Genomic DNA, 13,259 nt, shown 5'->3' with positions numbered 1-13,259 from the left:
GACCTGCTCGTAGCATGGAGTCATGCCCTTCTCCGGAGAGATCCACGAACGCGTCGCGAATGCGCCGGCAGTGCCGCACGGTCTGCCCCTGGTTGTCCTCCTCACCGGGTTCACCGACGCCGGCAGCGCCGTCTCCGGTCTGATCGACCACCTGCGTGAGACCGCATCGCCGCAGCCGATCGTCGTGTTCGACAACGATGTGCTGCTCGACTACCGGGCGCGACGACCGGTGATCTCGTTCGACCAGGACCACCTGACCGAGTTCCGCCCCGCGCGCCTGGAACTCTCGCTGGCGGTGGACGCACTCGGGCAGCCGTTCCTGCTCCTTGCCGGTTATGAACCCGACTTCGCCTGGAACGCGTTCGCGCGTACGGTGTCAGAGCTCGCGGCCGAGTTCGAGGTGTCCGGACTCAACTGGGTGCATTCGATCGCGATGCCCGTGCCGCACACTCGCCCCATCGGCACCACCGTCAGCGGCAACCGACGCGAGCTGACGGTGGCTCACTCGGTCTGGCGTCCCCGCACGCAGGTGCCCGCCACGGCGGGTCACCTGCTCGAGTTCCGCTTCGCCGAGCGCGGAGACCGAGCTGTCGGGTTCGTGCTTCTGGTGCCGCATTACCTCGCCGAGACCGAGAACCCGGATGCGGTGATCGCCGCCGCCGAGCGGCTCATGGCGGCGACCGGGCTCGTGCTGATGCTGGACGAGGTGCACGAGCGACGCGAGGATTACCTGACGCGCGTCGATGAGCAGGTCGCCGGCAACGAGGAGCTCCAGCAGATGGTGCACAACCTCGAGCGGCGATACGACGCGTACATGGCCGGGCGCAACCCCGATGACGACACGTATGACGAGGGCGGTTTCAGCGAGCGCGACCTGCCGAGCGCTGACGAACTCGCGGCCGAACTCGAGCGCTACCTGGCTTCGCGTCCGTCCGGTGACGACGACAAACCGGGTCGTGGTTGAGGCGAATCCGCGGCAACATCGCCTGAATGCATCCGCATCGCCACACGTGTGCGATACTAGGACTCTGACCCGTTGTCAATCAGTGCTTTCCTGCACTGGACTTGACAAGGGTCTTACTAGTGTCCGAAATGTTCCGGGGCGATTCAACTGCCCCGTGAAAGGCGAAACGTGACTCCTGCCACGACGAAGAAGACCCGGACGACGAAGAAGGCCGCAGAAGAGACCCCCGTCGACGTCGAGGTCACGGCTGATGCGCCCGAGAAGCCGGCGCCGTTGAGCGCGGCCAAGCGTGCGGCTGCGAAGCGGGCCCCCGTCAAGAAGAAGAAGTCCGATGACGTCGTCGAAGAAGACGAGGCCCCCGCTGCGGAGACGCCCGGTGACGACGACGAGGACGACGACTCCAAGCCGAAATTCACGGAGCCGCTCCCGACCGGTGCGATCGTCATCTCCTCCAACGACGACGAAGACGTCCCGGTCTACTCGACGCAGATCACGGGTGCGACGGCTGACCCCGTCAAGGACTACCTGAAGCAGATCGGAAAGGTCGCACTGCTGAACGCGGCCGAAGAGGTCGAGCTCGCGATGCGGATCGAGGCCGGTCTCTTCGCCGAAGAGAAGCTCTCGGCGATGTCCGCCGCAGAGAGGGCCGGCCAACTCGGTCTCGACCTTCAGTGGGTCGCCCGCGACGGCCAGCGTGCCAAGAGCCACCTGCTCGGCGCCAACCTCCGCCTGGTCGTCTCGCTCGCCAAGCGCTACACCGGTCGCGGCATGCAGTTCCTGGATCTCATCCAGGAAGGCAACCTCGGCCTGATCCGCGCTGTCGAGAAGTTCGACTACACCAAGGGCTTCAAGTTCTCCACCTACGCGACGTGGTGGATCCGTCAGGCGATCACCCGCGCGATGGCCGACCAGGCCCGCACCATCCGCATCCCGGTGCACATGGTCGAGGTGATCAACAAGCTCGCCCGTGTTCAGCGGCAGATGCTGCAGGACCTCGGTCGCGAGCCCACCCCGGAAGAGCTCAGCCGCGAACTCGACATGACGCCCGAGAAGGTGGTCGAGGTGCAGAAGTACGGTCGCGAGCCGATCTCCCTGCACACCCCGCTCGGCGAAGACGGCGACAGCGAATTCGGTGACCTCATCGAAGACACCGAAGCCGTGGTCCCCGCCGACGCCGTGGGCTTCACGATGCTGCAGCGTCAGCTCGAGCAGCTGCTCGATTCGCTCTCCGAGCGCGAGGCCGGCGTGATCCGGATGCGCTTCGGGCTCGGCGACGGCCAGCCCAAGACGCTCGACCAGATCGGCGACACCTTCGGTGTGACCCGTGAGCGGATCCGTCAGATCGAGTCGAAGACGATGGCCAAGCTGCGCCATCCGAGCCGCTCGCAGTCGCTGCGGGACTACCTCGAATGATGCAGGCGAACGAGGGCAAGGCGCTCGAGACCAGCATCGACGGGAAGAGCTACGCCCGCATTCCGCTGCGGACGCGCGTGGTGATGCCTGACGACGATCTCGACGCGATCATCACGGAGTACGCGAAGGCGGCCGTGCAGCCGGGCGACCTGCTGTTCGTCACCGAGAAGATCGTGGCGATCACCCAGGGACGCTCGTACCGGCTCGATGACATCAAGCCGCGAAAGCTCGCGCTGTTCCTGTCGAAGTACGTCACCCGCACGCCGTACGGCATCGGACTCGGCATGCCCGAGACGATGGAGATGGCGTTGCGTGAGTGCGGTACTCCGCGCATCCTGTTCGCGTCGGCCGTCGCCGCCGTGACGAAGGCCTTCGGACGCCGAGGGGACTTCTACCGGATCGCCGGCGACAAAGCCCGTGCCATCGACGGTCCGACGAAGCACACGATCCCGCCCTACAACGAAGCAGTCGTGCTCGGGCCGAAAGACCCTCGTGGCGTTGCCGCGCACCTGAAGGCGCTGCTGGGCGGCGCCGCGGAGGTGGCCGTGGTCGACATCAACGACCTCGGCGGCAACATCCTCGGATCGACGCTCGACAAAGACGGAGAGCGCCGCCTCGTCAAGATCCTCGGCGACAATCCGCTCGGACAGGGCTTGGAGTCCACTCCGCTCGGGATCGTCCGGGCGGTCTGACGTCTCGCGAACCTGAACAGAAGAAGGCCCGGATGCACAGCATCCGGGCCTTCTCTCGTGCGGGCTTGCCGTGTCAGAACCCGATGACTTCGCGGTAGCGCGGCTTGTGTCCCGTGCGGATGCCGGTGACACTCGGCTTGTTCTCGTAGACTCCCGCACCCCAGTTGCCTTCGACGAGGACCGGGCCGTCGGGAGACACGACGATGTCCCAGCCGACGTACTGCACCTGCGGGACCACGCGGGCAACCTGATCGATGAACTCGCGCACCTGTTCCATGTGGGGCAATTGGAAGTCGGCGATGCGGAAACCGGTGTCCGGGTGTGTCTCATGCACATGCCCGTGCGAGTCGTACCCGGCGCCGACGGCGTGACCGTTCTCGTCGAGCATCGTGTAGAAGCCGCCGAAGGTCATCTGATCGCTCACCGCGCCGCGACCGAATTTCTGCGCCATCGCGAGGATGTGAGCCTTCTCGCCGTCGAAAAACGCGGTCACTCGAGTGGTGTTCACCGTGCCGGGGCAGACCGCTGCAAGCGCATCGTGCTGGCGGATGACCTCTTCGATGAGGAGCTCGCCTCTTTTGAGGAGACCGCGGTGGAACGCGTCCCAGTCCTCGATCTCCGCGGCGTGGTAGCGGTGCACACCGGTTCCCGCCTGACCGACCGGCTCTTTCGTCACGATGGTGCCGAGTCGTTGCGTGAGCTCGCGGACGGCCTCGGCGTTGTTCTCGTCGACGACGAGCCACTCGCGGTGCAGGTGGGCGGCGAAATGCCGGTCGAAGGCGACCTTGTCCTGGAAGATCCAGCGGAAGTCCGGGTGGTCGTAGCGCTGTGACAACTGGTTCGACACCGGGTGCGTCATGAATGTCTCGCGCTCGGCGCGGGTGAGCATGGCGAAGTCGTAATCGATGTAGTCCTGGAAGCCCACGTTGTGACGTGCAGCGGACCACAGCATGTCACCGACGATCACCGGCACGGCCCTGTGGTGCTGCGCTGACGCTTCTTTGGCTCGTTCCACCACCGATCCGACATCGATACGACGGGCGCGTCCCAGCAGATAGCGGATGCGGGGCGCGAGGGAAAGACGGGACATGAGGCTCCGGGGGTAGGGGACCCCACCAGTCTACGGGGGCGCACAGGGGAACCCGGAGAGGCGGAAGCTAGTCTGGAGGACGTGTGTGACACGACCTCCAGCGCCCTCCCGAGGGCCGTGATATCCCGCTCCGCGCTCGCTGCTGCGGCCGAGACGGCCGTGAAGGCCGGCGGCCGGACCGCCGACCTGCGACGCGACGCCTGGGGGCACGGCATTCTGGCTGTGGCTCCCGCCGTGTCGGCCGCAGGAGCGGAGCGGGTCCTGGTCGACTCCGACGGGGAGGTCGCAGTCCTCCGCGCCGAGGGGATCGCCGCCGTGACCTCTGGAGAACCGGACATCGATCCGGCGCTCCTGTACGGCTTGCCGGATGAGACCGGAGCGCTGACGACGCGGCCCGTCATGCGATTCGCCGGCGCGGTGATGTCCACCAAACCCCTGCGACCGGGCGACGCGGTCTCCTACGGCTACACCTATCGCGCGGCGCGGGACACCACGGTGGCGCTGGTGACCGGGGGATACGCGCAGGGCATCGTGCGTGCGCTCGGCAACCAGGCACACGTCGACGTCGCCGGGCGGAGCCTTCCCATCGTGGGGCGCGTCGCCATGGACGTCTGCATGATCGATCTCGAGGGGGACGACGTGGAACTGGGTGCGGATGTCACCTACTTCGGCGGCCGAGGCACCGCTGCGGCGGGGCTCGCACTGTGGGCCGCCGCGACCGGGATGACGATCCCCGAGCTCGTCACGGTGGCCGGGTCGCATGGCGCTCGGGGGTGGGAGGCATGACCCGTCCTGAGCTGCGCATCAGCAGCCGCGTCTTCCGTCAGAACATCGACGAAGTCGCGACACGTTTGGCACCCTCCGACATGATGCTCGTTCTCAAAGACGACGCCTACGGTCACGGACTGGCCTGGGCGGTGGAGACGGCGGCGCAGGCGGGAGTCGAATGGTACGGCAGCTACGACATCGCGGGCGGCGTGAAGGTGCGAGGTGTCGCAGGCGACGATGTGCGGGTCTTCGCCTGGGCGACGTCGACGGATGCCGAGATCGACGCGGCACTCAGCCATGAGATCGACCTCGGGGTCGGGACGACGGAGTATCTTCGGCGAATCATCGCTCGTGCCTCGGCTCTCGGCAAGCGGGCGCGAGTGCACCTGAAGATCGACACGGGGTTGCACCGCAACGGGGTCCTCCCCGAAGACTGGCGTGCTGCCGTCGCCGAAGCACGAGCGGCCGAAGCGCAAGGCGTTCTGGAGTTGGACGGTGTCTGGAGTCACATCGCCGAGGCGAGCGATGCCGAAGACGACGACGCCCAGGCGGTGTTCCTCGACGCGATCCGAGCGACGGCGGACTCCGGACCGACTCCCGGCTCGCTGCACCTGACCGCGTCGGCAGCATCCTGGTGGCGACCCGAACTGCGGGGATCGCTGTCGCGTATCGGAGCGTTCTGCTACGGCATCCGTTCGGCGGAGGGGCCGATGCTCGACGGCATCGACCCGGTCGCCGAGCTGACCGCATTCGTCATCGACGTGCTCGACGGGGAGGCCATCGTCGCGCTCGGCAGCTTCGATGGGCTTCCCTCCACGCTCACCGGCGCACCGGTCGGAACACCGGCAGGCGCGAGGGCGATCAAGGAGATCGGTCCGACGACGTCTGTCGTCGAAGGATGGCCGCAGGCGAGCATCGGCGACGAGGTGTCCGTGTTCGGGCGAGGTGAGCGCGGCGAGATCAGCGCCACCAGCCTCGCGGAACGCATCGACTCCGTCGGCGAAGAGATACTCACCCGGCTGACCGCACGGGTTCGCCGGGTGATCGTCGACTGAGTCGCCTCGCCGATCGCAGATCGACGGAATGAGCGCCCGGAGACCGGCGCCGCGGGTCAGACGGCTTCGATGAGGCGAGAGCTCTCGTCGTGCCAGCTGGTCGCGATGCTGCGGAGCTTCTCTTCGTACTTGCGGCCGTGGTGGGCGCAGAACAGCAGCTCGGAGCCGTTGACCTCGGCGGCGATGTACGCCTGAGCGCCACACGAATCACAGCGATCCAGCGCGGTCAGGCGGAATTCGACGGCGGAGGCCTCACGTTCGGTCGTTGCATTCATCTCGGTGCCTCCTCGGGTATCGGCATTGTGGTGGGACGTGCTCAATACAACCACGCGCACCCTGTAGGCATGCCCGGATCGCGGCGTGTTTCGCTCAGCGCGTACGCGAGGGTGGCGGTCTGTTCATCCGCGGGGAGTGTCTGCCGGTTGCGGAGAGGCAACGCGAATAGACTCGGAGATTGTGACCGCCGAGTATTCCGCCCATCATCTCCAGGTGCTCGAAGGGCTCGAGGCTGTTCGCAAGCGTCCCGGTATGTACATCGGTTCCAACGGATCCCCGGGCCTGATGCACTGCCTCTGGGAGATCATCGACAACGCCGTCGATGAGACCGTCGCGGGCAACGGGAACAAGATCGACGTCATCCTGCACGCCGACGGCAGCGTGGAGGTGCACGACCGCGGTCGCGGCATCCCCGTGGACGTCGAACCGCGCACCGGACTGTCGGGCGTCGAGGTGGTCTTCACGAAACTGCACGCCGGCGGGAAGTTCGGCGGCGGATCATACGCGGCATCCGGTGGTCTGCACGGTGTCGGCGCCTCTGTGGTGAATGCGCTGTCGGAGCGGCTCGATGTCGAGGTCGATCGCGGCGGCAAGACGTACGCGATGTCATTCCATCGCGGCGAGCCGGGCATCTTCGCCGATTCGGGCGAGAAGCGTCCCGACGTGCCCTTCACACCCTTCGAGGACAAGAGCGAGCTCCGCGTGGTCGGCAAAGCCCCACGCGGGGTGACCGGAACGCGCATCCGGTACTGGGCCGACCGTCAGATCTTCACGAAGGATGCCGCCTTCCAGCTTCCTGACCTCGAGACCCGCGCCCGTCAGACGGCCTTCCTCGTTCCCGGGCTCGAGATCGTGGTGCGCGACGAGCGCGCCGTGGCGTCCGAAGACGGCGCCGCCGTCGAGACCTCGTACCACTACGAAGGCGGCATCGCCGAGTTCGTCGACTACCTCGCGATCGATCCGCCGGTCACGGACACCTGGCGAATTCAAGGCGAGGGAACGTTCAAAGAGACTGTGCCGGTACTGCAGGCGAACGGCCACATGGTCTCCACCGAGGTGGAGCGCGTGTGCGCGGTCGACATCGCCTTGCGCTGGGGCACCGGTTACGACACCAAGGTGCGCTCGTTCGTCAACATCATCGCCACGCCGAAGGGCGGTACCCACCAGCAGGGATTCGAGCAGGAACTGCTGAAGGTGCTCCGCTCCCAGGTCGAGCAGAACGCTCGCCGGCTGAAGGTCGGAAACGACAAGCTCGAGAAGGACGACGTCCTCGCCGGGCTCACCGCCGTGCTCACGGTGAACGTTCCCGAACCGCAGTTCGAGGGGCAGACGAAGGAGATCCTCGGCACTCCGGCCGTGCGCCAGGTGGTCGCCCAGGTCCTGCGGAAGGACCTGGCTCACCGGTTCAGTTCTCCGAAGCGTGACGACAAGAGCCAGGCGACACAGCTGCTCGACAAGGTCGTCTCCGAGATGAAGGCGCGCGTGTCCGCACGCGCGCACAAGGAGACCCAGCGGCGCAAGAACGCCCTGGAGTCCTCCACGTTGCCGACGAAGCTCGTCGACTGCCGCACGAACGAGGTCGATCGCAGCGAACTCTTCATCGTCGAGGGTGACTCGGCGCTGGGGACGGCGAAGAACGCGCGGAACAGCGAGTTCCAGGCGCTGCTGCCCATCCGCGGCAAGATCCTCAACGTGCAGAAGGCCTCCGTCGGCGACATGCTCTCCAACGCGGAGTGCGCATCGATCATCCAGGTGATCGGGGCCGGCTCCGGCCGCACCTTCGACATCGGCGCGGCTCGCTACGGCAAAGTGATCCTGATGAGCGATGCCGACGTCGACGGCGCGCACATCCGCACGCTGCTCCTGACCCTCTTCTTCCGCTACATGCGCCCATTGATCGAAGACGGTCGCGTCTTCGCCGCCGTACCGCCGCTGCACCGGGTCATCGTCATGAACCCCGGCTCGAAGCCGAACGAGACGATCTACACGTACAGCGAGCAGGAGATGCACACTCTCCTCGCCAAGCTCCGCAAGGCAGGCAAGCGGTGGCACGAGCCGATTCAGCGATACAAGGGCCTCGGCGAGATGGATGCCGAGCAGCTGGCCACGACGACCATGGATCGCTCCGGGCGGCTCCTGCGTCGCGTGCGCATGGAGGATGCGGAGGCGGCCGGGCGCATGTTTGAACTCCTCATGGGGAACGAAGTGGCCCCGCGACGTGAATTCATCATCGATTCCTCCGGACGCCTGTCGCGGGAGTCCATCGACGCCTGAACGCCGCCCCGGGGCGCCTCGCGAGTCCGTCTGGCACGCCGGGGTCAGACGATCGTGCGTCCGATGCTGCCGATGACGCCGTCGATGGGCTGACCGGACGCATCGCGGCGCGCGCCTGCCTCCGGCAGCTTTCGAACGGCACCGGTGGGATCGACCGCCTGCGCGGGGCTCGGCCCCACCCAAGCGACAGTGAGGCGATCCTCGCCCTTCAGGAACGAGTGCGCCCGCACGCCGCCGGTGGCGCGCCCCTTCGGCGGATACTCCCCGAAGGACGTCACCTTCGCACGGCCGGGATCGGTTCCCGGGAGGATGCTGTCGCCGCCGGAAACCGTCGCGACGACGGCATCGGCATCGGGAGAGACCGCCCCGAAGAACAGCACCGAGGCTCCGGCTCCGAGCTTCATGCCCGCCATTCCGCCCGCGGCTGCGCCCTGCGGCCGAACCGCCGACGCCGAAAAGCGCAGCAGTTGGGCATCGGTCGTCACGAACACGAGCTCGGCGTCGTCCGGAGCCTCAGCAGCGCCGACCACGGTGTCGCCGGGCTTCATGCCGATCACCTCGATCTCCGGTCGTACCGGCAGCGTCGCCGGTACGACCCGCTTCACGGTTCCCTGTGCCGTTCCGAGCGCGATCGGCGTCTCGCTGTCGAAGCGGACGAAGCCGATGATCCGCTCACCGCGCGTGGTCATCCCGAGATAATCGCGCAGTGGAGCGCCCGCAGCGAGTTGCACGGAGGAGGACGGAACCGAAGGGAGGTCGACGGGGGAGAAGCGCACCACGCGCCCGGCGCTGGTGAGTGCTCCGAGCTCCGCACGGACGGTTGTCTGCACGGTGGTGAGGATCGCATCGTGCTTGCTTCGGCGAGCCGGGACGTTCAGCTCCTGGCCCTCGCTGAGGTCGACCCGGACCGCTCGGCCCGTCGTGGACAGGACCAGGACGGTGGGCGCATCCGCGATCTGCAGGTCGACGGCCCCCTTGGCCGCACGGGGCTTGGGGGCTGCGGCATTCATCAGAAGCGTGCGACGAGGTGTGCCGTACGCGTCGGCGGCAGCGTCGAGCTCGCGAGCGACCGTGGCGCGGAGCAGCTCCGGGCTGCCGAGGAGCTCGCGGAGCGAGGCGATCTCCGCGAGCAGCGCGTCACGCTCCGCCTCCAGCTCGATGCGGGAGAACTTGGTGAGGCGACGCAGGCGCAGTTCCAGGATGTACTCGGCCTGAAGCTCGCTCAGATCGAACACGGACCGCAGGCGCGAGCGGGCCTGTTCGGAGTCGTCGGAGGAGCGGATGACCTGGATGACCTCGTCGATGTCGAGGATCGCGATCAGCAGACCCTCGACCAGGTGCAGGCGCTCTTCTCGGCGCGCGAGGCGGTACCGGCTGCGTCGGGTGATGACCTCGAGCCGGTGACCCACGTAGACGCTCAGCATCTCCTTGAGGCCGAGCGTGCGGGGTTGTCCGTCGACCAGCGCGACGTTGTTGATGCTGAACGAATCTTCCAGCGGGGTCAGTCGATACAGCTGCTCGAGCACGGCGTTCGGGTCGAACCCGGTCTTGATCCCGATCGCCACCCGCAGACCGTGGTTTCGGTCCGTGAGGTCGGTGACGTCGCTGATCCCCTGCAGCTTCTTCGCCTGCACGGCATCGCGGATCTTCTCGATCAGACGCTCGGGTCCGACCATGTAAGGAAGCTCGGAGACGATGATGCCCGTGCGCCGCGGGCCCAGCGGTTCGACGGTGACCTTGCCACGCACTTTGAGAGCGCCGCGACCGTTGGCGTAGGCGTCCTTGACACCGTCCAGTCCCATCAGGATTCCGCCCGAGGGGAAGTCAGGGCCCGGGACGAACTCCATCAGTTCTTCCGTCGTCGCGTCCGGATTCTCGAGGAGATGCGTCGCCGCGGCGACGACCTCGATCAGGTTGTGCGGAGCCATATTGGTCGCCATGCCGACCGCGATGCCGCTGGCGCCGTTCACGAGGAGGTTCGGGAAGGCGGCGGGCAGCACCGCGGGCTGCTGGAACTGACCGTCGTAGTTGGGGATGAAGTCGACGACGTCTTCGTCGAGATTCTCGGTGAGAGCGAGGGCGGCGGCGGCGAGCCGGGCTTCGGTGTATCGCGCCGCGGCGGGTCCGTCGTCGAGCGAGCCGAAGTTCCCGTGGCCGTCGATCAGCGGCACGCGGAGAGCGAAGTCCTGCGCCAGACGCACGAGGGCGTCGTAGATCGCGGAGTCTCCGTGCGGGTGCAGCTTGCCCATGACTTCGCCCACGACACGAGCGCTCTTGACGTGTCCTCGGTCGGGGCGCAGGCCCATCTCCGCCATCTGATACAGGATGCGGCGCTGGACGGGCTTCAGTCCGTCACGTGTGTCCGGAAGGGCGCGGGAGTAGATCACCGAATAGGCGTACTCGAGGAACGAGCCCTGCATCTCGACGGAGAGGTCGATGTCCTGGATGCGCTCCTCGACGGGCTCGGGCGGCGGAGTTTTCGGCATGGACTTCCTGAGGGCGTACGGGAGCCTGTGTCAGACTGGCTCGGATGTCCCTCATGCTACCGTCCGAGTCGCCCGGCGCCCGGAGCATCGTCGGGGTGGCGGGCGACCTGTTCGCAGCTCTCCGCGGCGCGTCCGATGCGCTTCCGCCTGCGCGGTCGGTGGTGCTGGTCGTGGTCGACGGTCTCGGAGCGATCAGCCTGCGTGCGCACGCAGGGCATGCCAGAGCACTGACCGGCGGGATGACGAAGCGCGACGTCGCGCATTCCGTCTTCCCGACCACGACCGCTGCCGCGCTCACGAGCATCGTCACCGGAGTCTGGCCGGGTGAGCACGGCCTCGTCGGGTATCGCGTGCTCGATCCCGCCCGCGACCTGCTGGTCAACCAGCTGAGCGGATGGGAGACCGAGGGCATCGATCCGCTCATGTGGCAGCCGTTGCCGACCATCTTCGAGCGTGCGAGCGCACTCGGTCACGAGAGTTTCGCCGTGGGCCTCGCCGCGTATGCTCGCAGCGGTTTCACGCGAGCGACGCTCCGCGGGGCCGAGTTCATCGCTGCCGACACGCCTGCTGCTCGCGTGGAGACGGCGTACGACCTCGCGCTGCGGCATCCGGGTTCACTGGTCTACTGCTACCTCCCGGAGGTCGACAAGGCCGGCCACAAGCACGGTGTGGACTCACCTGCATGGGTCTCAGCGCTGGAGGACATCGATGCGGCCCTCGCGGCACGGGTCCCGCCCGGCGTCGGAGTGGTCGTGACCTCGGATCACGGCATGATCGATGTCCCTGTGAACCGTCAGCTCGTGTTGGAGGAAGAGCACCTTCGGGGGGTCCGTCACCTCGGAGGAGAGCCGCGGATGCTGCACGTCTATCTCGAACCGGATGCTTCATCCGATGAGGTCGTCGCTCGATGGCGGGCTGACCTCGAGGGTGCGGCGGATGTGTTCATTCGCGACGAGGCGATCCGACTCGGCATGTTCGGGCCCACGGTCACGGATGCGGCGTCGTCCCGCATCGGCGATCTCCTGGCCGTGGCCCGAGGCGCCTGGGCGATCTACGACGGGACGGCTGCCGACCAGCGCGGCCGCGGCATGGTCGGGCAGCACGGCGCGCTGTCTCCGGAGGAGCAGCGCGTCCCGCTCATCAGGCTCGGCGCCTTCTCGCGCTGAGCCTGACGGTCACTCGTCGGTGCGGGCGCCGAAGACGATCTCGTCCCACGAGGGCATCGCGTTGCGACGACGGCGACGTCCGCCGGTGTCGCCCGCTTCTGTCGAGGCCTGCGGGGCGGGCTCGGGGGCTTCCGGCTCTTCGGCCGGCTGATCGAAGGCGTCGAAGAGCGAGATGGGGGTCTGCTCCGGCCGATCGACGTCGTCTTCGATCAGCGGCGAGGTCTCACGCTGGCCGCGTCGGCGGCGGAGGGCTTCGAGGAGGTCGGCGGTCTCCGGATTGGTCGTCGGCGACTCCGGCGCGCGATTGATGGCGGCGTCTTGCGCAGCCGCGTCTGATCGTTCGGCCACCGGAGCCTCTTCCGCGGCCGAATCCGCAGCGGGAAGCAGGCGGGGGCCGAAGGCGCCCGAGTCGAAACGGCTCTCGTCCTTGTACGGAGACCCTGTGCGCTCGGGGTCGACAGCGCGAAGGCGCGGTATCAGGCCGTCAGGAAGCGAACCCTGGCGGGAGAGTTGTGTGGCATCCGCATTGAGGGGCGAGAGCGCGCTGCGGCGAGGATCGAAACTCCAGCGGGCATCGTGGTCGACGTCGTTCGCCGTGAATTCGAGTTTGATGATCCAGCCGGATTCCTCTTTCCAGCTCGCCCAGCGCTCGGACGAGGCCGCGACCTCGGCGAGCTTGGTGCGGACGGCGGTGCCGAAGGTCGGTTGCGCGTCGGGTTCGACCTCGCTGCCGATGAGGACCGGGACAGCGAGTGCCTGGTCGATGATGTGCTCGCGCTCGGCGAGGACCGGGCCCTCGAAGCGGGCGACGTCGTCGACGCTGATGCCGAGCAGCTCCGCGACCTCCTTCGCCGTGAGTCCCGCACGGATCTGCGCCTGGATGTCGCGAGGACTGGCTGCCAGGCGTTGTCCGGCGGGCTCGGCGTGACGGGTGGCGCGACGGATCTCGCGCTGCAGCATGTCGTCGATGGGCAGGGCGAACCGCTCACCCGACTCGGTGGCGAGTACGAGCACGCCTGCTTCTGTGCCGACTATGGTGACGTTTTCCATGCGAATGCCCCTCTGATGGGTGTGC

The 13,259-nt window shown here is 67.2% G+C and carries 11 protein-coding genes; 7 read left to right on the top strand and 4 right to left on the bottom strand.

Translation table 11 applies throughout. The annotated features are described in order from the left end of the window. Window positions 1–22: 22 nt before the first annotated feature. The 3 genes from D7252_RS15220 to D7252_RS15210 all read left to right on the top strand — a co-directional run bounded on the left by D7252_RS15220 (window position 23) and on the right by D7252_RS15210 (window position 3,069). Entirely contained in the window at window positions 23–964 is a 942-nt protein-coding gene (locus D7252_RS15220; RefSeq protein WP_120776154.1) for a proteasome assembly chaperone family protein, read from the top strand. Between the two features lie 168 nt (window positions 965–1,132). Further along, window positions 1,133–2,377: an RNA polymerase sigma factor gene (locus D7252_RS15215; RefSeq protein ID WP_120776153.1), complete on the top strand. Its 1,245-nt coding sequence runs from the start codon at window positions 1,133–1,135 to the stop codon at window positions 2,375–2,377. Continuing rightward, the gene (locus D7252_RS15210; protein ID WP_120776152.1) at window positions 2,374–3,069 is read left to right on the top strand and encodes a coenzyme F420-0:L-glutamate ligase; all 696 of its coding nucleotides are present in this window, start codon (window positions 2,374–2,376) and stop codon (window positions 3,067–3,069) included. The genes D7252_RS15215 and D7252_RS15210 overlap by 4 nt, the downstream gene beginning before the upstream one ends. Window positions 3,070–3,142: 73 nt before the next feature. Here the strand turns inward: D7252_RS15210 and D7252_RS15205 are convergent, their stop codons facing one another. Beyond that, window positions 3,143–4,159 (bottom strand): sugar-transfer associated ATP-grasp domain-containing protein, encoded by a 1,017-nt coding sequence (locus D7252_RS15205; protein WP_120776151.1) that lies wholly within the window; start codon window positions 4,157–4,159, stop codon window positions 3,143–3,145. Window positions 4,160–4,240: 81 nt separating this feature from the next. On the opposite strand from D7252_RS15205, the gene D7252_RS15200 reads away from it, so the two are divergent. Then, complete coding sequence (locus D7252_RS15200) at window positions 4,241–4,945, top strand: alanine racemase (RefSeq protein WP_259461112.1); 705 nt, start codon at window positions 4,241–4,243, stop codon at window positions 4,943–4,945. Further along, a complete protein-coding gene (locus D7252_RS15195; RefSeq protein ID WP_120776150.1) occupies window positions 4,942–5,982 on the top strand; it encodes an alanine racemase in 1,041 nt (346 codons plus the stop codon). Before D7252_RS15200 ends, D7252_RS15195 begins: the two co-directional genes overlap by 4 nt. A gap of 56 nt (window positions 5,983–6,038) precedes the next feature. Here D7252_RS15195 and D7252_RS15190 read toward each other — a convergent pair whose 3' ends face one another. After that, the gene (locus tag D7252_RS15190) at window positions 6,039–6,257 is read right to left on the bottom strand and encodes a hypothetical protein (protein WP_120776149.1); all 219 of its coding nucleotides are present in this window, start codon (window positions 6,255–6,257) and stop codon (window positions 6,039–6,041) included. 181 nt (window positions 6,258–6,438) lie between these two features. On the opposite strand from D7252_RS15190, the gene D7252_RS15185 reads away from it, so the two are divergent. Beyond that, window positions 6,439–8,532: a type IIA DNA topoisomerase subunit B gene (locus tag D7252_RS15185; protein ID WP_374225769.1), complete on the top strand. Its 2,094-nt coding sequence runs from the start codon at window positions 6,439–6,441 to the stop codon at window positions 8,530–8,532. A 44-nt stretch (window positions 8,533–8,576) separates the two neighbouring features. On the opposite strand, the gene D7252_RS15180 is transcribed toward D7252_RS15185, so the two are convergent. Beyond that, window positions 8,577–11,018: a DNA topoisomerase (ATP-hydrolyzing) subunit A gene (locus tag D7252_RS15180; protein ID WP_120776148.1), complete on the bottom strand. Its 2,442-nt coding sequence runs from the start codon at window positions 11,016–11,018 to the stop codon at window positions 8,577–8,579. 44 nt (window positions 11,019–11,062) lie between these two features. Here D7252_RS15180 and D7252_RS15175 point away from each other — a divergent pair, with 44 nt between their 5' ends. Continuing rightward, window positions 11,063–12,184, top strand: a complete 1,122-nt coding sequence (locus tag D7252_RS15175; protein ID WP_251050739.1) for an alkaline phosphatase family protein — start codon at window positions 11,063–11,065, stop codon at window positions 12,182–12,184. 9 nt (window positions 12,185–12,193) lie between these two features. Here the strand turns inward: D7252_RS15175 and sepH are convergent, their stop codons facing one another. Further along, the gene (sepH, locus tag D7252_RS15170; protein WP_120776147.1) at window positions 12,194–13,234 is read right to left on the bottom strand and encodes a septation protein SepH; all 1,041 of its coding nucleotides are present in this window, start codon (window positions 13,232–13,234) and stop codon (window positions 12,194–12,196) included. Between the last annotated feature and the right edge of the window lie 25 nt (window positions 13,235–13,259).

This window comes from Microbacterium sp. CGR2 (genome assembly GCF_003626735.1).
In the GTDB taxonomy this organism is placed as follows: Bacteria; Actinomycetota; Actinomycetes; order Actinomycetales; family Microbacteriaceae; genus Microbacterium.
Note: the sequence above shows the minus strand (reverse complement) of the source record. Positions and strands in the feature narration are given on the sequence as shown.